Here is a 21535-nt window from a genome sequence, read left to right on the forward strand (position 1 = left end):
AACCAAGCTGACCCGCATCAATCCGGCTCAGTTCATACCTGACTCACCCCAAAAATCGAAAACGTGATCAGCATTATGGCTCACAGATCAGCGATCAGTTCTAGGGAGTATTCAACCCGGTGGAAGCAGTATTTTGTTGCGTCACTTGGAGGAGAGATTCAGCCCCGGTGGGACTAACATCAATCACAAATTCTGTAAACTTGCCCACCTCAGAATTCACGGTAATATTACCTTGATGGACAGAAACAAGGGTTTGATGGGCGAGAGATAGTCCTAAGCCAGTTCCCTCACCGGTGGGTTTAGTGGTGAAAAAAGGGTCAAAAATTTTCTGATGATGCTCTGGGGGAATTCCTTCGCCATTATCCCAAATCCGAATCCAAACCCGCCCCTCGTTTGCGGATGTGCTGACCTTTAAATGGGGTACATAATCCGGATTATTCCCCTGTTGACGTTTCCGCTCCATGGCTTCGAGGGCATTGGTCAAAATATTGATCAGGGCCTTACTAAAATCCTTGGCCACCAACAGCAATGGGGGCAATTCAGGAACTAATAAAATCTCTTTTTGAAGGGGCCATTGAGATTGTTTCGCCACCATAGTATGCTCAACCAATTCAATAGCATCATGGAGGATGATATTGAGATCCACTAATTCCGCTTGCCCGCCTCCTTCACGAGTATGACTGAGCATACTGTCCACAATGCGCTCAATCCGTTGACCATTGTGGCGAATGGTATCGACACATTCTTTGAATTCTGAGAGGATATCGTCAATGAGTGTTTGGGTGTCGTCTTCAAGTTCCACGCTTGCTAACTCTTCGGCCATTTCTTCGGTTAATTCTCCAGAAATGCGGGCGAAGTTGTTGACGAAATTCAGGGGGTTTTGAATTTCGTGGGCGACACCTGCTGTGAGGGAGCCGAGGGAGGCGAGGCGTTCTTGGGCGATGATTTGTTGTTGAGCGGTTTTCAGTTTAACGAGGGTCTGTTCGAGTTCGTGGTTTTTGTGGCGAAGTTCTTCGGTTCTTGTTTCAACTTTGAGTTCAAGGGTGCGGGCGTAGTCTTCAATTTGGCGATAGGACTGGAGGAGATATTCCAGTAGGGTGACCCCAAATTTGACGGTGGTGGCTCCACTGAGGGCGAGCAAAACTGGGATCATCGGCATCCACCAACTGAGGAGAAAGGCCCCGTAACTTGCTCCCACGATGACAGCGATCGCACCTGTGAATTGCAAGATGGTGCGCAGTGCGGCCGGACGGGTTAACCCTTCAACGGTGCGCCAGTGACTCACCCAAAATGTGCCCACGCCTGCGCCGAGAATGATCAGGATGATTTCGACAAGTTCGGGAAGGGTGCGGATGGGTTGACGATTCCCCAGAGCGACATCGATTAGGAAGCGGGTGGCGTTGGCGTGAACTTCTACCCCCGACATCAGGGTGCTGGGTTGGCGATAGGGGGTGGTGCTAAAGTCTTGGAGACTGGGGGCAACGGAGCCGATCAGGACGATGCGATTGCGAAAAATAGTCGGGTCAAAATCATCCGCGAGCACCTCATGGAGAGCAATTCGCGGAAAGTCACCACTCGCCCCGGCATAGTTCAGCATCACCTGATGACCGCCCATATCTTCTCGGATATAACCGCCATCATTGGGATTCAGGGGCGATAACCAGCCTTTACCGAGTTGGACGGTTTCCCCATCCGGGGCCATCGTCGGTTGTATGTTTTCCGTTGCGTCCAGATATTGCATCGCCAGCTTAAAACTGAAGGAAAACCTAGTCTCTTCCTTCGTATTTTTGGCGTAGAGCATGAGACGACGGATAGAATTGTCACTGCTATCAGCGGGGAGATCGTTAAAGCCGATTTGTTCAGCGGGGAGATCCGGCGGTTTGGGGATGATTCGGCCATCTTGGGACGAGTCTGTGCTACTGAGGGCTATTTTCGGAATGATTTTTTCAATGGCGATCAGGTTAGGGGTGGATTTAAAAAGGGTGCTGAGTTCTTCATAGCCTTCTCTGACGGGCTGATCGCGATAGACATCTAACCCGATCAGCCGAGGTTGTCCGGCCGTGATCGTTGCTAACAGCTTGGCCATGGTGGCATCGGAAAAGGGCCAATCCAGCTTTTGAATATCGATTTCGTCAAATTCAACGATGATGATGCGTTGATCTTGGGGCAGAGGGGGGCGCGATCGCACCAGCCAGTCATAGGCCAACAGCTCCCACAGTTCCAGCCCTCCCGCGAAACGAAGGAGAAGCAAAGCCAGGGAGACTCCCCCCGTAATCACTAAATTACGTCGGAGATGATCGATCTGCTTGAGGTGATTCAAGCACCGTGAACCGAAATTCAGCACAAATTTAGAACGGTGATAGGCGTAAAAAAATGGAGCGGCAACAGAGCCGATTGGACAGGATACCCGCGCAATTCCTTTCGACTTTAGCTCACCTATTTGGTTAACGGGTAATGCGGTTGAGCAGAATTAACGACGAGACAATCCCGGCAAAGTGGGCGGCGATCGTGTTGGTGTTGGCTTGGATCACCAAGAGATCAATGGAGTTCACCAATTTGGTGGGGTCGAGATTTGCGATCGCCCCCGGTGGATTCGCCAAGGACTTCGCCAGAACAATCCCCACGATCGCCTCCGCCCCGATAATCGTCAACAACATCCCCACCAAATTCACAATCAACCCCAGGCGAATGATGCTAATCGTATCGGCTCGGTTCGGGCGTTGGGCGGGGTTTTTCGTTTGCAGGAGGCGAGCGATCGTCATGTAGCGAAACGAAAAATAAATACTCACCGTCAGGGCAATCAGCCCCCCCACCGCGCAAAACACCCCAAACTCCGTCCCCTGGGTATTCGTCGCCTCAGTCCGATTCAAAAAACTCGTACTCGAAAACAACACCGTCACCGTCGAAATCACCCCCAACACCAACTGCACCCAAAACCCAATCCGCCCGGCAAACTTCAAATCGGCTGAAACCTGCTGAACTTTGGCAGACAATGGAGCGATCTGATTCGTCTTATCATTCATCAAAAACTCCTTGTGGAAACCCCCACCTCGCACCGCAGGTGGGGGAGGAAACAAGCGTCAGGCAGCGGGGTTAAATGCCCCACTGACTGACAATCTCTGCGGGCAACTGACTAAAATACCCGTGGCGCGATAGAGTAGCTCAACCTTTGGCAGCACTAAACTGCCCAATACGCTTCCAAGTGAACTCAGAAACAGAAACTTGCCGAGCCGTATCCCCACTCACATAGCCCACCGAGACGCGACCTGCCATCTCAGCCCGCACTAGATCGCCCTTCCGGAATCCATGGCGGGTTACTGTGCCCCCATATTTGCGGCGTAGACCCTTCTGACGGGGAACCATGAGGTGCAGTTGCCTGCGACTGATGGGTGGCCGTTTAATCACCACAAATGGGGCAGATGTGAGCTTAACCTCTCCAAACCAAAGATAACCGTGACTGCGTTTCCGGTGGAAGGGACGATACTCGATGAAGTATCCACAGGCTAAAGCGATACCATCTACCGCATGGGTTTGGGGAATTTGTTCTGCTTTGTCCTGAGACCTCTTCAATCCCAAAGCAGAGCGAAGTTGAGCGGTGCCATTGCCATCCTGCTGCCACCCGTAGCGAGTGTAGACGGGGGCAATCTGCTCCATTTTCTCAATGGCATAGGCTTGCCCCACCATGACCGGAGAGAAACCTTGCCCAGATTTTGCTCCCTTTCGACCTGAGGTTAAGTCCACGTCGGCGCGAACTTTCTCGTAGCCAATGGTGGCAATGGGGAATAGTTGGGACAACTCCTGAACAACTCGAAACTCTAGGTCTCGGTTAGCTCGGATACTGGGCGCGACTTTCTTTTTTCTACGGTTGTTAAATCGCTTTTGGCGATGATTTCGTAGCTGGAAGGGTAACTCTCGATTAATCCGCCGACTGCGGCGAGAACGCCGTAGCATTCTGCGATGATCCATCCGTTCACGCACCCTGGGGTAGGGGAGTTCTAGGTGGGACTGGAATAATGTCGCTTGAGCGGATTGAACGGCAATCCCTGAATAGAGTTTGCCGGGATCGACCCCGACCACGATGGGCTGGGTATTGCGACCCGATGGCTCCGCTTTCAGGCGCACTACCTTAATCCGTAGATCGTTCTGCACCCATGTAGCTCTGCCCTGCGCTACCCACCGTTGAGCGCGACTACTCTTGGTGGGCATGGCAGGAGTACCATCAGGGTTTTGGACTGGGATGCGTTGCATGGAAGATAATTCCAAAACTATAGGTCTCTTCAGCCAGTGAGTACGGTGTTTCTGGGCTGAACCCACTCCCTGAGATTCCAGGGCCTTACAAATAATCCGATTTAGAGAAGCAACCGGAAGTGTTGCCGTACTAACCTTGGTGGCCTATTCGCAGCTACGACCGGGTTATCTCCGGTCACTCCCCCACCTCGGCGGATGCCAGGTGGGGGTCATTGAAAGAGGTGTCGTCAGAGAAGCTAATCCGTTCATTCTAAGATGGTGGCATATTCTGGGCAGGCTCCTCCACCGACTTTGCAACGGTGTTCGCGTCCGAGTCTGCACCGCAACACCCCCCAGCCACACCATGGCACTTCTAAAGAAGAGCCTGCGTCGTTAAGCTGGCGTGAGTCCTTCGCTGCGATCGTTGTGTGCAATCGCTTGAACCTATGGCATTTTCTTCCCCCCAATCATCAGGCTTGACCATCTCCCATGAGCAATTTAGTCAGCGTTTAAAGCAGATTAAAAATAACCTGCGCACCATTGGCAATAATATTAAAATTCGCAGTACCACTCATAAAAATGACACGACAGAGCAAACTCGCCTCGTTCAACTGCAACAAGAAATTGCGGCCCTTGTCGTCCTCTTGCCTCGCATTGAAAAGCTCCTGTTAAAGCTCAATACCAACTCTTGGCAACGCTTTTTACGAGTTTTAAAGATGAGTTCTCGACAACAAGAACTCAATATTTTATTTGACTATATTGAGATGGCGATCGAGGTATTGAGCTATGAACAACCTAGCTTGTTAGTCGCTCAAAAAATTCGCATTGATATTGAACGCACCGTCAACCGTTATCAACATCCGATGTTGGGAATGGTGATTAATCGGTTTATGGATGTGTATCGCTCCGACTCTGACCCGCTCAAGGTGGTGTGTGGTTTGGCGCTCACCTCGTCGGTGTCGGCGATTTTGTTTTTTGGGGGGTTAGTGGGTCTCTCGCATCAGAAAGACAATATGGCTAATGCGGAAATTAATGAGGTGCAAGAACGGCTCACGGAAATTCGTGAAATTTTAGCCCAAGACAATATTGTGATTACGGATTCAGGGGATGTTATTGATGGGAATACCTCGGTGAATAATGCGAATCCGTTGGGTAATGCGATCGGGGGTGCGATCGCAGACGAAAATCAACAGGAATTAATCCGTGAATTTCGTGAAAAAACGGTGCGTCTCGATAATCTCGAAGACCGCCAAGCCCAAGAACAACAGGACGCATCAATCTTATTTTTAATTGTGCTGGTGGTGTCCTCCGGAACCCTCGGTAGCGCGATTAGTATTTTGATTCGGATTAATGATTTTGAAAAACAGGATGCCACTGATCCGATTATTCCGATTTTTACCGGGGCGTTTAAACCGATTATCGGGTCATCCTTTGGGTTGTTACTCTATGCGATGTTTAGTTCGGGGATTATTTCGGTGCAAATTGTCCCGACGGATACGGTGCGCGGTCGTGAATTTTTCTTCTGTTCCCTGGCGTTTGTGATTGGGTTTAGTGAGCGGCTGGCGAAGGATGTGATTAAACGCACCGAAGAAACCCTCTTGGGGGAAGCGGAACCCTATCAGCCGCCGCCGCAATCCCTCCCTGCACCGCCCGCCGAGCCGCACCATCCAGACGTGCCACAGGAGTAGCGATCGCACCCCAACCATTAGGGCATCCAGCGATCGCGCCACAATTCAAACATCAACAGCGTCCACAACAGCTTGCGATGATCGCGCTGGCCCTGGCAATGTTCCTGCCAAAGACGCTGTACATAGTCCGGGTCGAAAAACCCCGCATCGCGAAGCCGTGCCGGGGACAGCATCTCTTCGACTAGGGGCCGCAGCGGCCCGACGAGCCATTTCGCCACGGGCATATTAAACCCTTTTTTGCCACGGCGGAGGATGGCGGGGGGGAGATGGTGGCGCAGGGATTGGCGGAGGATGTATTTTGTGGTGAGGCCCTTGAGCTTGAGGCCGTGGGGCATTTGGGCCACATAGTCCACAAGGGTATGGTTGAGCAGCGGCACCCGCACTTCTAAGGAGTTGGCCATGCTGGCGCGATCGACTTTGGGGAGGATGTTGCCTTCGAGATACAGTTTCATGTCGCAGTAGAGCAGTTGGTTGATCGCGTCTTGGGCTTGCGATCGCTGCTGATGCTCAAACGCCACCTGATAGGTGTCTTTTTCCTGTAATTGTGTCCAGGGTTGGAGCAATTGACGTTTTTGCGCCACAGCGAAGGAGCCGAGCCATTGGTGATGGCGCATCAACACCGGAATTCCCCGCCCCGCAATGAACCGCCGCACCTTAAAGTCAAAACTGATGTTATCAAAGGACACCGGCAAGCGATCCACACACCAGGGAATGAGGCGATGGCGGATCGGGCTGGGGAGGAGGCGTTCGTAATATTCGACGAGACGATGGGCTTGGAGGGTGGAATAGCCGGCGAACAATTCATCGCCACCGTCGCCGCCGAGGGCAACTTTGACATGGTGGCGGGTGAATTGAGAGAGCAGAAAGGTGGGAATGATCGAGGAATCCCCCAGGGGTTCGTCGAGGATGTGGCCGAGTTTGGGGACGAGGTCTTGGGTGAGTTGGGGGGTGAGGGTGAGTTCGTAATGTTCGGTTTGGAGGTGGTGGGCCACTTGGCGGGCGTAGCTCGATTCATCAAAGGACGGGTCATCAAACCGAATCGAGAAGCTTTTCACTGGGTTGGGGGAAAGTTCGGCCATGAGGGCAGCGATCGCGCTCGAATCCACCCCCCCACTCAACAGCACCCCCACCGGCACATCGCTGACCATTTCCTTACGCACCGATTCTCGCAGCACGTCGAGGAGTTCAGCAGCATACTCAGCGGTGGGCTTGGGTTTGATGTTCTCGCTGCGGGCGAGGTTAATGTCCCAATATTGCCAGAGTTTCAATTGACCGTCTTGGTAGCTGAGGGCATGGCCGGGGGGCAGTTTGGCGATGCCTTGGAAGAGGCTGCGAGGCGTGGGGACATATTCAAAACTGAGGTATTCATTGAGAGACACCAAATCCACCGAGCGGGGAAAACCGGGATAGGTGAGGATGGTTTTCAGTTCGGAGCCAAAGATCAAGGCGTTGTCGTGCAGGGCGTAATACAGGGGTTTGATCCCGATGCGATCGCGCCCAATCACCAACCGCTGCTGCCGTTCATCCCAGAGGGCAAAGGCAAACATCCCATTGAGATGCTCTAAAAATTCATCGCCAAATTCTTCGTAGGCATGGACAAGCACCTCGGTATCTGTGGCGGTGTAGAACTTGTGGCCGCGATGGGTGAGGGCTTGGGTGAGTTCGCGGTAGTTGTAGAGTTCGCCGTTAAACACCACCCAGACGCTGCGGTCTTCGTTGTGGATCGGCTGTTGACCGTGGTCCAGATCAATAATCGAGAGCCGACGCGACCCCAACCCCACGGGCCCGCGCACATAATACCCCCCTTGATCTGGCCCCCGATGCAGAATCTGGTTAGCCATCGCTTCAATCAGTTTGCCGGAAACGGGGCGATCGCGCTCCTCGTAAACCACCCCACAAATTCCACACACCCGCGCTAACCTCCGGCAAAACCTCGATTTTATCTTAAAATGTTGACCAACAAACCCGACGAACGGGAGACAACTGAATCAACCCCGGTGCTAACAATGAAAGAGCCAACCCAAGTTTACTCTGATTGAGGCTTAATCCATTCGTAGCAGATGAGTTGGATATCTTGACGCTGAATTGATTTCAACATGGCCTCTTTTGTGTCTTCTTCCGGCTCTAGGTGACTGTAATAGTCATTTTCGATAAATAATTCATCAATCATTTGCATGAATTCATCAATCTTTTGATCCTGGGTGTATTGGTTCCAGATGTCTTTCAGTTCGCGATCGTAGCTGCGGAGGTTGGTTTCTTTAATCACCTTGAGAATGCGATCGCGCACTTCTTTCTCCACCGTGGATTCCTCGAATAGACTGGGTTGAGTGAGAGCTTGATAAATGTGTTGCGGGTATTTTGTCAGCTTGCTGGCGATCTTTGCGGTTGATTTACTCTTTTGTAGAGAGTCTAGAATATTACGGATTGCGCCTTCAAAACTCATGAAAACAGACGCATCGAACTGAGCGGGGGGCAGATCATCCGGTGCGGGGAAGTCTAATTCTTCACACTGAATCCAGCTATAGATTTTACGGATACTGTGGACTAGGCTATCGGGTGCGGTGGTGATTGCACCATTGAGTTTGGGGTAGCAGTGCCAGAAGTGGCGATCGCCCGCCCGAAATGCAAAGAAGATGCCACCCGCTTTAAAATTAGGGTCGGGAATATTAAAGTTATAGTTGCTGTGGATACCGAGGGGGATTTCTTCAAGTTGGTCTTGGGCAAACTTTTGAAGATACTGGAGCAGCGGAAAACGCATTTCATCTAAAGAAATCAATTCAGAAGCCTGTTCTAGTTCTTCCAAAATAGCCTGTTTTTCGGCTTCAGTATCGGCGCGTTTGAGGCGGTAGAGTTCTTCTAGGGAACGTTCGGAGATCGTCTCACCCAAAACTGAGGCATCTAACCCCACTTCCCGATCAATCGTGGCGATTCGTTCCTGTAAGCGTTGGACTAATCCCAGCAGTTTATCAAGCCCTTCCTCTGGAAAGCAGTTATAGATATAGAGCAAGTCAAAATCAGTACCCAGTCGGTCAATCCGTCCTGCCCGTTGGATCATCCGCACGGGGTTCCAGTGTAGGTCATAGTTCACTAAAACCCCTGCATCTTGGAGGTTTTGCCCCTCGCTCAATACGTCAGTTGAGATCAAGATATCAATGGGATTTTCAAGGCAGTAGTCTAGTTCTTCTGGGTCTTGGGTGTTGGATTTTGGAGAAAAGTGCCTCACTTTTGCTTCGCGCTGTTTGCCGGATGAATCCCCGGTGAGGATGTCAATGTTGGGAGTTTTGTCCTCGTGGGTCATTTGAGTAAGCCATTCGTGATCATCTAGGAGTGAGCGATAGATATATTTTGCGGTGTCTTTGAAGTAGCTAAAAACGAGGACTTTTTGACCTTTGAAGTTGAGGAGTAATTGTTTGAAGGCGGCAAGTTTACGATCGCTCTCTCGATCGGCATCTACAGCAGCCTGAATTGCGTCAAGTCTCTCTAGAACGCTATTGAGGGCGGTTAGATCTGCTTCGATTTGGGATTGGAGTTGTTTAATATCGTAGTCTTTGGGGTTAATCGCCTCTAGATTTTCGATAATGTCGATTTCGGCCATCTGATCATCATCGTTATCAAGGGCCATGATCAGCTTGCGAAAATTCTTGCTATCGAGGAGTTTTTTCTCTTGGGTTAGGACTTCATAAAATTTAGTTTGAAAGTTGCATTGATTGCGGAGGGTTTTGGTAAATGCGATGAGGGAGCTTTCAAAGCGTTTGAAATACAATGCTTTTTGCAGGCATACCAAGGCTTTATTGCGTTTAACTTCACTGGTATCGTCGTTATTTTTCTTTTTTTTGAAGGCTTTGATGTTATAGGGGGCGAGGTTTAGGGTATCGACTTGATCGGCGATCGCCTCATACAAGCCTGCATAGGTTGCTTCAAAGTTATAGGTGAAGTTTTCAAGCTGACGTTTTGGGAATTGGATCAGTTGTCCGGCAATGGAGATTTCTTCCCCTGCTGCTTGACGTTTGATCACATCTTGGCGGCTGCGACGTACCACGGTTTCCATGAGTAGATCGGTGATTTCGGCTTTGCCCTCTTTGAGGGCTTTGAAGTAGCTGTTAAGGTTGCCCACCCCCCAATTGCGATAGGTGATTTCATTACCTTTGGTGAGTAGCAGAATTTGGTGATACAGGTCAAAGATGGTGTTATTGATGGGGGTGGCGGTAAGTAGTAATACTTTGGTGTCTTGTCGTCCTGTTCCGAGAAGTTTTTGGAGATTGCGGTAGCGATTGGTTGCGCTGTTGCGAAAGTTATGGGATTCATCAATCACGATCAGGTCATGATTGCGAAAACGGCGAATATCGGCATTTTGGCGGCTGACTTCTTCGTGGGATAAAATATCGGCTTTGATGCCGAATTCATCGAGTTTTTTACGCCAAACTAAATCGCGCAGTTGGGCGGGGCAAAGCACGAGAACTTTGGGAATATGGCCGGGTTGTCGCAGTTTGATTAAGTAATGTTCAATGACGCGCAAACCGATGAAGGTTTTGCCTAAACCCACGGCATCGGCGACCATACACCCGTTATGACGTTCGAGGAGTCTGACGGCGCGTTCAAAGCCTTCTTGTTGGAAGCTGGCGAGGGTTAATCCGGTTTGAAGTTCGCCGTCGAGGAGGGTGTCGTCTTTGAAGCGTTCGTAGAGGGCTTTGATGAAGATTTGGTAGGGGGTGTAGGCTTTGCTGCCAAATTTTGAGGCGTTGAGGGCGGCGATCAGTTTGGCTTTGTAGTCGGTGTCAACGCTGGGATGATTCCAGAATCGTTCAAACCAGTGGTCTCGCAAATCGCGGGCGATCGCGCCGATTTTATTGATGATGTTGAGTTCGGAGTTACCGACCAGGCCGGAGGGGGTGAAGTTGCTGGAACCAACGATGCTGAAATCGTCAAAGATGTAGGCTTTGGCGTGGAGAAATTGGTTTTTATCGCCTAATGCGCCAAAGAGTCGCACTTGGATTTCTGGTTTTTCGAGGTATTGAATGAGGCGGGTGATTTGGTTTTTGTAGTCAATGTTGAAGTTTTGCTGTTCAACTTGTCCCTGAATTTCTCGTCTCAGGTGGCGAACGAGGTCGATGCGATCGCTTTCGGCGGGTCGGATGCTGGGGTCACGGCCAATGAGCAGCCGGAGGGATTTGAGTTGCTGCATGGAGTCTTCGAGGCGTACCCAGGCTTCAATTCTAAAAAATCCGGTGGCTATATCTAAAACCTTTTGGTTTTCCTGTTCAATGATTTTGATCAGGATTTCTTGGAGGGTTCTATTTTGGGTGTTGTCGATATAGTCTGGAATTGCCATATTTACTGATGCTTACTGGATTGATTCAGAAATTAAAATTTGCATGGCAATAATTAATTAGGATTTTGGTTAATGAAGTTCTGGAATTCTTCGAGGGTGGGATTTGGGAATTGATGGCGTTCTTTGGTGTAGTTACTATATTTTGGGATTAAGGCTTCTATTTTTTCGCATACGCCTTCAAGATTTTGTAGAATTTCTTGGTTGGTAAAGCGAATCACTTTTAGTCCATAACCGTTAAGGATTTGTGTCCTAATTTTATCGTATTCAATGGCTTCTTTGGTGTAGTGGCTTTCTCCATCAATTTCGATTACGAGTTTTAGGTGAGGGCAATAAAAGTCTACGATATAGTTATCGATTGGGCGTTGACGATGGACGCGATGTTGAAAGGTTCTAAGGTATTCATACCAGAGTTTTTTCTCGGCGGGGGTCATGTTTTTGCGGAGTTCTTTGGCTCTGGATACTAGGTCTTTGTTGTAAGGTAGGTGGTTCATAGATTGGTTGATAGGGTGTCTTCTAGTCTATCTTAATCTGATCCCCCCAACCCCCCTTGGGAAGGGGGGCTATTTTGGGGAGTTGAAAGTCCCCCTTTTTAAGGGGGATTTAGGGGGATCTCTTTGGGTTCTCGGTGGGATTGATCCCCCCAACCCCCCTTGGGAAGGGGGGCTATTTTGGGGAATTGAAAGTCCCCCTTTTTAAGGGAGATTTAGGGGGATCTCTTTGGGTTCTCTGTGGGATTGATCCCCCCAACCCCCCTTGGGAAGGGGGGCTATTTTTGGGATTGGATGATTTTGAGGTCGGCGGGGGTGAGGCCGTAGAGGTGGGCGACTCGTTCATCGATTTCGGCTTCCCATTGTTGGACTCCGATGCCTTTGGCGGTTAGGCATTTTTCGACTAATTTTTCTATCGCCTGCTTCTCTTCTTCACTGGCTTTAGGGATTGGAATTTGAAAAAGATTTTCTCGATATGCTTGAATGTAGCCATTTTGTAAATCTGTACAAATAAATTTCAGAAAATACCATCCAATGAGACTATTAAGAATAGATGCAATAAAGCTGTCAACTTGAGAGATCATGTACAAAGCATCATTATGCAAGTAGTGTTCTTGATCGAATGCAAAAACAGCACTATTCATAAAGCGACCTAAAATTATTTTATTAGTTTCAAACTCTTCCCAGTACGCACAAGATCGCAATTCCCAAAAATATTTTCCTTGGTCTGCACGCTTGATAAGCTTATCTTTGTAAATATTAAATCGTTGATAAATCGCAGGATAAGTTTTAGAGAAAATCTTTTCAGCTTCTACTTTCTTCTTGCCGCTCCAAGGGTGTTCTTTATTTTCTGATGATTCAATTTTGATTAGGTACTGTTCAGCAAAATCTACAGACCATCTTTTGACATCTCGACCCCGAAGAAAGGGTTTAAGGACTTCAGCGGATGAGGGGTGTTCAGCGATGAGCCGATCGCGCGTTTCTCGATCCACAACAAACGCTTCATTAAAACCCGTCTTAATTCCATAATAAAAACGACCATTGACATATTCTCCTAAAGGCGTTCCCGCCTTGCGTAGCTTATCCAAAAGTCGCAACACTTCAGGAGACTCTAACCGCCAGCCGTCCGGCTTCAAATCACTTTGCTTTAACAGAAATTTCTTCTGCTGATAAACCGGAACAAAATCATCAAGCCCATCATTTTCATCCCATGTGAGGACAGAAGCTTGATGAGATCCCCCCCTGCCCCCCTTGGAAAGGGGGGAGTTTGAAGAGGTTGAAGTCTCCCTTTCCAAGGGGGATTTAGGGAGATCAGATCCCCCCCTGCCCCCCTTGCTAAGGGGGGAGTTTGAAGAGGTTGAAGTCTCCCTTTCCAAGGGGGATTTAGGGAGATCAGATCCCCCCCTGCCCCCCTTGCTAAGGGGGGAGTTTGAAGTCCCCCTTTTTAAGGGGGATTTAGGGGGATCTGCCTTTTTGAGCGCAATAATACTCGGATAAGCGATCGCCTCAAATACATTTGCATCCCCAAAATCAATCACCACCTCAATCGTAGACTTTTCGCCTAGATATTTGCGTAACTTTTCCCCATAACCCGCCCGAAAATATTTGTTAGATGTGATGTAAGTTAGATAACCTTGGGGCTTTAATAACCGAAAGCCCTGCTCATAAAAATAGACAAATAGATCCGCAACCCCCGTATAACAGTCATATTCAGCCTTTAACGCGGGCTTGATTTCCTTGAGTTGCTCCTGTCGCACATAGGGCGGATTGCCAACCACAAGATCAAACCCTCCCTTTTCCTCGAACACATCCCGAAAATGGAGATAATACTGAAAGAAATTCAAGGAGCGATCGCCCCGCTGCACCGCCGCCTCAAACTCATCCAACCCCGCCAACAGCGCCGCCAAAACCTCCCGCTCCTGTAACTGCTTCTTCTGAGGCTTTTTAAGCTGCTTCAGTTCCCGCTCCAACTCCTGCTGCTGCTGAATTACCACCCGCCGCTGATCCGCGATCGCCCCCGCAAAAACCCGCTTTTCCGCCGCCAAAATCTCCAACCGTAACCCCTGCCGCTCCTCCGAACTCACATCAAAATATCGCTTCTCCAACCCCACCAAAACCGCGATCGCCCGATCCAGTTCCGTCGTCTGGAACCCAAGACTTAACTGCTCCGCTTGACCCGGCACAGGAATAATCGTTTGACCATTAATCTTCGAGATTAACGAATCCCCACACATCAACTTATAATCCAGATTCGGCAACGGCTCCACATCCGCGATCGTCGGAATATCCACCACCAACGACAACCACATCCGCAACTTCGCAATCTCGATCGCCTCCGGCTTGATATCCACCCCATAGAGATTGTTCGCGATGATCTCCCGCTTCCACTCCGAAATCGCCAAACTCCCCCGCTGCACCGTCATCCCCTCCCGACGCGCGATCGCCTGCCGCACATTTAGGATTAACTGCATCATCCCCAACGGAAACGCCCCCGAACCCACGGCAGGGTCAAGCACCTTGAGCGAGGCGATCGCCTGCTTTAAACCCCGCGCCTGCTGTGGCGAAATCAACTCATGCAAATCCCGATCCGAAATATCCGGGTCATAATTCACCAACAGTTGCGCCGTTGCCAACGAGACCCCCGCCTCATCCACCAAATACCGCGCCAACACCTCAGCACACATAAACTGCACAATGCCACGGGGCGTGTAGAACGTCCCCGACTTGCCCCGCTCCTCCGCCACCAACATATTCTCAAACACCTTCCCCAACATCTCCGGATCAACCGCCACATCCTCATCCCCCGCCACATTTTCCGCGATCGTGAAGTTGTAACCATTGAAGAAACCGAGGATGCTCTCCGAATCCCCAGGGTCAAAAATGTGATTGGGCAGAGTGATCAATTCCGGTGTAGCTTTCCCCGCCCCATCCCGAACACCCACGCCATAATCGCGATCGAATAGACCGCCATTTAGATAGGGAATGCGATCCCCCCCGGCCCCCCTTACTAAGGGGGGAGTTTGAAGTCCCCCTTTCCAAGGGGGATTTAGGGGAATCTGATCCCCACCGGCCCCCCTTGGGAAGGGGGGAGTATCGGAAAGTCCCCCTTTCCAAGGGGGATTTAGGGGGATCTCTCTCTGATCCATTGGCGTATTCAAGACATTGAAAAACAGCGGCTCTAAAATTTCGGCGTAGTAGTCCGTCCCGTCCGCCTGGTACTTGTTCACCCGGTACTGGGTTTTCAGGAATTGGCGATCGCCCGCCAAAAACTCCTTTTTCTGGAGAAAATATAAAAACATGATTCGCCCCAAAAGCCGCTGGGCAAACTGGTGGAGGCGATCCATATCCTCAAAATAAGGGTCTGGGTTATGGTCTTGGATGACCTGCAAAACCCGCTCAAACAACCGCTTATATTGCTCATAAAACCGCTTGGTGAGCTTCTCCACATCAAAAGCGTCACAGTGGGCTTTGTAAAGTTCCAGAGCCGATTTACCTCGGACGGCGATCGCCTCCAAGCGGTCTAAATCGTAGGCCGTGGGGTTTTGGCGATCGATCAATAACTTGCGGATACTCGCCCGCAACGCCATCTTGTCATCAAAGGATTTGCGAGGATTCACCAGCATCAACTGGTTGTAGTCCTTCGTCGCTAAGAGCAAAAATTCTGAGGGACGTTTGCCAAGCTGAGAGGCGATCGCCTTCATCCGCGTGCTGGCCATCGATGCCGATTCCCAAGCACTCGGCTCCAGCTCAAACAACACAACCTGCAACCCGCCCCGGTCTTGGTCGGCAATCAGAAAAGCTTTCGCGATCGCCTCCTGACTGCGAGCCGATAGCTCCAACGTCTCGATCTCGATGGGTTCCGCCGTCGCGTTGTAGCCCAACTGCCTAAAGATTTTGGCAATCTTTTCCGGGCTGGTTAAATCGCGGAGGTCATCAACCTTGAGGATTCTGGGTGACATGACATTTCCCAAAGACGATAGGAGAAGGGCGCGATCGATATCTAATCGCGAGGCAGAGCGGCCTGAATCGTGACGCTCAATCTGAATGATTCAGTATATGTGATATATATTAATTTTTTATCTAAATTTAAATTAACTTTAGATAACATGAATTTAGACAACTGTTGATCCAGTGCGGCCTAAATAACGGCTTCGCTGAATACGATACGCGATCGCTTAGCGGGAAATGAGGGCGCGGATGGTGCAGCCTTGGCCCGGTTGGCTCTGAATTTGGAATTGACCACCGATGGCCTCGATGCGATCGCCCAGACTTCGTAACCCGAACCCCCCAGAAGCGATCGCCCTTTGCTTCACTTTGCGCAATGAGCTTAGTGTGGCGAAAGAGGTGCAATGGTAGGGCGATATTGCAGCTCTAGATGACAATGACCATTGTCTGCTCATCTAGTGTTGATCTCAGTCCAGGACAAAACGCTTGAAAAGAATGTAGAGAGAGGATTTGCTCAAAGTTAGCCTGATTGGACATAACGATCAAGGACATAACTCAGGGTATTCACGGATTTTTTAATCAAGACTTCTATTGAGGACTTTTTTGCCTCAGTAGGTGTACGGAAATTTAGGCGTATTCTTTATCAATAATTAACATCTGTTAATACGGGATTGCATAAAGAGTTTTCGCCAATACCATTAAGGTAAAACCACCAGGGTAGTAACGTTGTTGATTCAGAGACTTCATGCAATCTTGATGGTTGTGGGTAAGAAAGTTTACTGAACCTTCACCCATCACTGAAGATAAACCTCTTTAATAGAAAGGGAGAGATGTAGTCTGACGAATCCGCTGAGAGCAAAACCACGCAGCGATCGTCAACAGCAGATGGACTGTTCAACGTTGAGAACATCATTCAGTAACCGGGAGAGGATTTTAAAGATGAAACGGACACAGCAATTACTTTGGGGCTTAGCCATTATGACGGGATGTGGGGTGTTAGCCTCGCAGCCAGCCTGGTCATTCAGTATCGACTTTGACGATGCTGAGACCAACTATCGGACTTATACCAATGATCCCGATCCGGATGCGTTATACAGTTACGGGGAGTCCGCCGCGATTCGGGCCCTCACCGATGGAGATATCAAAACCAACGTCGAACTGACTTACAAGAGCGAGGTTGTCTCTGAGAATGTCGGATTTGAGGCAACACGGGGTAACCACACGGCTAAGATCAGCAGCGTGACGACAGCAGACTGGGATGAATATGGTCAAGTCTGGATGGATGACTTATTCAAGCGCTACAACAGTCTGCAAACCAGTTGGTCTGGTCTCAGCAGTTCTGCCCAGAGTGTATTCACGGAGTCGTTTAAATCTGCTGGTTTGGGTGATCCCAATATTGCTGAGTTTTCGCTTCAGGATGATGGTGCGATCGCGATGCAAACCGTGGGTTTCTATGATCTCCGCAGCGTCCTCAGCACCCGCGCCAGTGCCCAACTCGCCAACTACAACACCTTGCAACAGCTTGCCGGGGCGAGTCCCCTGCAAAAAGCCGCAGTGGCAGCCAAAGCGGGCATCACCGTTGCTGCTCTAGAGCAACAGATTGCCTCCGCCCCGGCCGTGATCGAGGGGTTAAGTGCTCTCTTGACCACGATTGATAGCCTCAAAGAAGAACTCCAAGCCAGCGAAGTGGCGAAGGTGGAGCGGTATGAAAACGGCATCCTCCAAAGCACAGAATACGCCTACACCTTTGAGGCTGTGTCGTCAGGGTTGACGGCGTTAGATGATGGTGAATCTTACAGTGGCTTGTACAGTTGGACTAGCCCCGGTACACCCCAAAATTCTGGCGTTCCGGAACCTTCATTCTTGATTGCCTCGGCTGTGGCGGGTGGTTTCTTCTCAGCAGCAAAGCGGAAGCAAAAAAAAGGCTAGGTTTCGACTCCTCTCTCTAAATATTCTCTCTATCTGCACTGATTGTCGAACGGGGAACTGCGATCGCGGTTCTCCTTTTTTTCGTGAGTCACGATCGGCACGTCGTTGAGCCAGTGGCGTGATTTATCATGGGGCGAGTTGGGATTGAGCAGAGGGAACATGGTACGAGTTTTTTTGGCGATCGCCGCAATTTTGGGCGGCTTATCGGTGATGGGCGGGGCCTTCGGGGCACACGCCTTGAACGATCAATTCAGCGAGAAAGCCCTCGCCATCTTTGAGACGGGGATTAAATATCAGATGTATCATGCCCTGGCCTTGCTCCTCGTGGCGTTGCTCCTGGGTCGCGCTGAAGCGGGGCAAGGGTGGCTCACCGTGACGGGGTGGGCGTTTGTGGCGGGCGTGGTGGTATTTTCCGGCAGTCTCTACGCCTTGAGCTTTTCGGGGATTAACTGGCTTGGCGCGATCACGCCGTTGGGCGGTGTGGGGTTGATGATTGGCTGGGGTTGTTTAGCGGTGGCGGCGTTCCAGTACCGTTAACACAGCACGAATAAGCAGGGACATCAGTTAGGGATTCATGATGATGGGTAATAAAACGGTACGGTGGGGCGTGATTGGGGTTGTGGTGGCGCTGTGGGTGGCGTTGAGCGGTGGGCCGATGCGATCGCAGTCGTTCACCCCGATTTTTGACTACAGCGATCGCACCCATCCTGTGCTTGCCGAGCAGGGCATGGTGGCCACTCAAGAAGCCCTCGCCACCGAGGCCGGACTCGCGGTGTTAAAACAGGGCGGCAACGCCATTGATGCAGCGGTAACGGTGGGGTTTGTGTTGGCGGTGACCTTGCCACGGGCGGGGAATTTGGGCGGCGGGGGGTTTATGGTGCTCCATCAGGCGGCAATGGATGAGACGGTAGCGATCGATTACCGAGAAACAGCACCCCAAGCGGCCACACGGGATATGTTTCTGGACGCAGACGGGAACGCCGACCCGCAAAAATCGCGGTTTAGTCATTTGGCCGTGGGTGTGCCGGGGACGGTGGCCGGGTTAGCGCAGGCGTTGGAAACCTATGGCACGATCGCCCTTGCTGATGCACTCCAACCGGCGATCGCCCTCGCTACTGATGGGTTTCCCGTGTCCCAAGATCTGTACGAATCATTATGGCAAGGGCGCGATCGCCTCACTGCCAACCCCGCCACCCGTGCCATTTTCTACCACGACGACGGCACGCCCTACCGGGTCGGGGAAATCCTTAAACAGCCCGATCTCGCCCGCAGTTTGCAACAGATCGCCGATCAAGGAATTGGGGCGTTTTATCAGGGGGAGATTGCCGAGGCGATCGCCTCGGAAATGGCCAATAATGGCGGCTTAATCACCCAAGCCGATCTCGCTGCCTATCGCCCGGCTCTGCGTGAACCTGTCCAGGGCAATTACCACGGTTATCAGGTCTATTCGATGCCGCCCCCCAGTTCCGGGGGCGTGCATCTGATCCAACTGCTCAACATCCTCGAACCCTTTCCCCTGGATCGCTGGGGACATAACAGCGCAAAAACCATTCACCTGATGGCCGAGGCGATGAAGCGGGCCTATAGCGATCGCGCCCAATATCTCGGTGATCCGGATTTTGTGGATGTGCCCGTAGCGGGCTTAACTTCACGAGCCTACGCCGCCGAACTCCGCGCCCAAATTAACCGCGATCGCGCCACCCCCAGCAACACGATCAAGCCCGGCAACCCCATCCCCCCCGAAAGCGACGAAACCACCCACTATGCGATCGTCGATCGCTTTGGCAATGCCGTCGCCAACACCTACACCCTCAACTTCAGTTACGGCAGCGGCATCACCGTCCCCGGTACAGGCATTTTGCTCAATAATGAGATGGATGATTTTTCGGCTAAACCGGGAGTTCCCAACGCCTACGGCTTGATCGGAGGGGAGGCGAATGCGATCGCACCGGGAAAACGGATGCTCAGTTCCATGAGTCCGACGCTGGTGATGCGGGACGGCAAGCCTGTTTTAATCACGGGCAGTCCGGGGGGCAGTCGGATCATTACCATCGTGTTGCAAATGATTCTGAACGTGATCGACCACGGCATGAACATCGCGGAAGCCAGTGCCGCCCCCCGCATCCATCACCAATGGCTCCCGGATCAGCTTTATGTAGAAGAGGGGATCAGCCCTGATACGATCGCCCTCCTCCGTCTGATGGGCCATGATGTGCAGCCTCAATATGCAGCGGGCAGTGTGCAGAGTATCTTGATCGAGGGCGATCGCATCACCGGAGCCTCCGACCCCCGCAAACCCGATGCCTTAACCTTGGGATATTAGGACAATTCCGCCACGATCGCAGCTTGTAATAATGTTGTTTGGGTGAGTAAATCTTCCACCGTGAGCCGGAGGCGGCGTTGAGCATCGACGGAAAAGAGAAGTTTGAGGCGATCGCGCCCCGGCACACCCGCCGGGGACAGGATAGCGATCGTCCTGGCTCCGTCGCGATCGTTCAAGGGTTTAACGGCCACATCGCCGCTCTCGATGTTGCGAGTGACGAGGCGATCGCCATCAAAATACACCTCGGTGCTGCTGGTTTGGGTCCCCAACTCGCCGATGATCAATTCGACGCTGGGCTGATTTTCCACCGATGCCCCTAACAGGAGTTCAATCGGTTCGGCCATGGGGTAGGGCTGGCCAGCGGGGATGATCGGATGCCAGGCGTGGCGTTTGTCGCGGCGATGCCAATAGCGGATGCCGTAGCTGTGATAGAGAAAGTCTTTCAGTTCAAAACCTTGGGCCAGTTGCAGCGCACCGAGGGCGATCGCTCCAAAGGGATTCTCTGCCCGAATCTTGTCGCGCTCCACATACCTTCCGATCCAGTCCTGTACCGCTGGGAGTTGTGTCGTGCCGCCCACCAATAGCACCGCGCCGATATCCTCCCAATCGACCCCTTGCGATCGCCCCTGCTGCAAGACTTGGGTCATCAACTCATCCAACTGCTCAAAAAAGCCCCGTTCCGTTAAAATTTCCTCAAATTTCGCCCGCGTCAGTTTGAGGCTGTAGCTGTCAAGGGTTTCATCGTCGAAATAGGCTTCTTCGGCGGTTTTTTGACTGGAGAGGCGAATTTTTAACCGTTCGGCGAGGCGGGTGGTGAGGGTAGATTTAGGAAGATTTTGGGTGGTGGCGAAGTGATCAACCAGCCAATCATCAAGATCTGAACCGCCGAGATTTTGCCCGGCTTTGGCGAGGACTTGGGCAGTTTTGACCCGTTGGGTGGTGCGATCGCCCAGCAATTGATCACCCCATTTCAAAATAAATCCCAAGGGTTTTTTCCCGGCACTTTTCTCCTCCGGCTGCAAATCCACCAGGGAAAAATCCACCGTCCCGCCACCAAAATCCACCACCAGCACCGTTTTTGTTCCAAAACTGGCATAGCCCAAGGCCGCCGCCGTCGGTTCATCCAACAGCCGCACCTGGGGAATCTGCAATTCTTGACACACATCGGTTAACCAACGGCGATAGGATTCAAAACTATCCACCGGAACCGTGAGCACCAGGGATTCAATCGGCTCTTGGGCTTGGAGTTGCGTCAAAATCTGCGTCAAAAACCAAGTGCCCGCCTGTTCAAAGGTGATCGTTTTACCATCGAGTTCTGGTAAAAATCCCTGCACCTCCGCCCCAATTCCCCGTTTAAACCGCCGAAAAAAACGTGGATCATTGCGCACATCTAAGCCGCGATCGCACACCTGCTGACCCACCAACACCTGCCCCGTTGCCCCCTGTTCCACATAGAGGAGACTGGGAACCAAGGGCGGATTTTGTAAAAACTGCTGAGTCAGCGGGGGCAATGTCACCAATTCCCCTTGCTTCGTGGTGGCTGAGAGGCGAGCAATAGCCGTATTGCTCGTTCCCAAATCAATCGCAACAATCATGACCGTTTGCT

At 51.2% G+C, this 21535-nt stretch carries 12 protein-coding genes and 1 pseudogene; 4 read left to right on the forward strand and 9 right to left on the reverse strand.

What is annotated here, in order from left to right:
- Positions 1–100 precede the first annotated feature (100 nt).
- From SPI6313_RS21550 to SPI6313_RS21560, 3 genes and pseudogenes are all read right to left on the reverse strand, one after another.
- Positions 101–2251 (reverse strand): CHASE2 domain-containing protein, encoded by a 2151-nt coding sequence (locus SPI6313_RS21550; protein ID WP_139276726.1) that lies wholly within the window; start codon positions 2249–2251, stop codon positions 101–103.
- 193 nt (positions 2252–2444) lie between these two features.
- Positions 2445–3023, reverse strand: a complete 579-nt coding sequence (locus SPI6313_RS21555; protein ID WP_072622848.1) for a DUF3611 family protein — start codon at positions 3021–3023, stop codon at positions 2445–2447.
- 57 nt (positions 3024–3080) lie between these two features.
- Positions 3081–4248: pseudogene (locus SPI6313_RS21560) on the reverse strand (RRXRR domain-containing protein).
- Between the two features lie 425 nt (positions 4249–4673).
- On the opposite strand from SPI6313_RS21560, the gene SPI6313_RS21565 reads away from it, so the two are divergent.
- Positions 4674–5915, forward strand: coding sequence for a hypothetical protein (locus SPI6313_RS21565; protein ID WP_072622849.1), 1242 nt, complete (start codon positions 4674–4676; stop codon positions 5913–5915).
- Positions 5916–5932: 17 nt separating this feature from the next.
- Here the strand turns inward: SPI6313_RS21565 and asnB are convergent, their stop codons facing one another.
- The 5 genes from asnB to SPI6313_RS23790 form a co-directional block, all read right to left on the reverse strand.
- Positions 5933–7825, reverse strand: a complete 1893-nt coding sequence (asnB, locus tag SPI6313_RS21570) for an asparagine synthase (glutamine-hydrolyzing) (protein ID WP_072622850.1) — start codon at positions 7823–7825, stop codon at positions 5933–5935.
- A 116-nt stretch (positions 7826–7941) separates the two neighbouring features.
- Positions 7942–11244, reverse strand: a complete 3303-nt coding sequence (locus SPI6313_RS21575; protein ID WP_072622851.1) for a helicase-related protein — start codon at positions 11242–11244, stop codon at positions 7942–7944.
- Between the two features lie 53 nt (positions 11245–11297).
- Positions 11298–11735 (reverse strand): endonuclease domain-containing protein, encoded by a 438-nt coding sequence (locus tag SPI6313_RS21580; RefSeq protein ID WP_084669152.1) that lies wholly within the window; start codon positions 11733–11735, stop codon positions 11298–11300.
- Between the two features lie 275 nt (positions 11736–12010).
- Entirely contained in the window at positions 12011–15691 is a 3681-nt protein-coding gene (locus SPI6313_RS24170) for an Eco57I restriction-modification methylase domain-containing protein (RefSeq protein WP_072622852.1), read from the reverse strand.
- A 216-nt stretch (positions 15692–15907) separates the two neighbouring features.
- The gene (locus SPI6313_RS23790; RefSeq protein ID WP_175551207.1) at positions 15908–16054 is read right to left on the reverse strand and encodes a hypothetical protein; all 147 of its coding nucleotides are present in this window, start codon (positions 16052–16054) and stop codon (positions 15908–15910) included.
- 562 nt (positions 16055–16616) lie between these two features.
- Between SPI6313_RS23790 and SPI6313_RS22565 the strand changes: the two genes are divergently transcribed.
- The 3 genes from SPI6313_RS22565 to ggt all read left to right on the forward strand — a co-directional run bounded on the left by SPI6313_RS22565 (position 16617) and on the right by ggt (position 19929).
- A complete protein-coding gene (locus SPI6313_RS22565; protein WP_139276730.1) occupies positions 16617–17606 on the forward strand; it encodes an NF038130 family PEP-CTERM protein in 990 nt (329 codons plus the stop codon).
- Between the two features lie 159 nt (positions 17607–17765).
- Entirely contained in the window at positions 17766–18143 is a 378-nt protein-coding gene (locus tag SPI6313_RS21595) for a DUF423 domain-containing protein (protein WP_072622853.1), read from the forward strand.
- 37 nt (positions 18144–18180) lie between these two features.
- Positions 18181–19929, forward strand: coding sequence for a gamma-glutamyltransferase (gene ggt, locus SPI6313_RS21600; protein ID WP_084669154.1), 1749 nt, complete (start codon positions 18181–18183; stop codon positions 19927–19929).
- On the opposite strand, the gene SPI6313_RS21605 is transcribed toward ggt, so the two are convergent.
- The gene (locus tag SPI6313_RS21605) at positions 19926–21524 is read right to left on the reverse strand and encodes an Hsp70 family protein (RefSeq protein WP_072622854.1); all 1599 of its coding nucleotides are present in this window, start codon (positions 21522–21524) and stop codon (positions 19926–19928) included. The two genes, ggt and SPI6313_RS21605, sit on opposite strands and share 4 nt — an antisense overlap.
- Positions 21525–21535: the final 11 nt, after the last annotated feature.

Origin of the sequence: Spirulina major PCC 6313 (genome assembly GCF_001890765.1) — a bacterium.
GTDB lineage: Bacteria > Cyanobacteriota > Cyanobacteriia > Cyanobacteriales > Spirulinaceae > Spirulina > Spirulina major.

What these genes read in the sequence shown, in the direction of transcription:
- SPI6313_RS21575 (WP_072622851.1), bottom strand. Translation starts at nt 11,244, where the DNA reads ATGGCAATTCCAGACTATATCGACAACACCCAAAATAGAACCCTCCAA.
- SPI6313_RS21555 (WP_072622848.1), bottom strand. Translation starts at nt 3,023, where the DNA reads ATGAATGATAAGACGAATCAGATCGCTCCATTGTCTGCCAAAGTTCAG.
- ggt (WP_084669154.1), top strand. Translation starts at nt 18,181, where the DNA reads ATGATGATGGGTAATAAAACGGTACGGTGGGGCGTGATTGGGGTTGTG.
- SPI6313_RS21580 (WP_084669152.1), bottom strand. Translation starts at nt 11,735, where the DNA reads ATGAACCACCTACCTTACAACAAAGACCTAGTATCCAGAGCCAAAGAA.
- SPI6313_RS21565 (WP_072622849.1), top strand. Translation starts at nt 4,674, where the DNA reads ATGGCATTTTCTTCCCCCCAATCATCAGGCTTGACCATCTCCCATGAG.
- SPI6313_RS21595 (WP_072622853.1), top strand. Translation starts at nt 17,766, where the DNA reads ATGGTACGAGTTTTTTTGGCGATCGCCGCAATTTTGGGCGGCTTATCG.
- SPI6313_RS21605 (WP_072622854.1), bottom strand. Translation starts at nt 21,524, where the DNA reads ATGATTGTTGCGATTGATTTGGGAACGAGCAATACGGCTATTGCTCGC.
- SPI6313_RS22565 (WP_139276730.1), top strand. Translation starts at nt 16,617, where the DNA reads ATGAAACGGACACAGCAATTACTTTGGGGCTTAGCCATTATGACGGGA.
- SPI6313_RS24170 (WP_072622852.1), bottom strand. Translation starts at nt 15,691, where the DNA reads ATGTCACCCAGAATCCTCAAGGTTGATGACCTCCGCGATTTAACCAGC.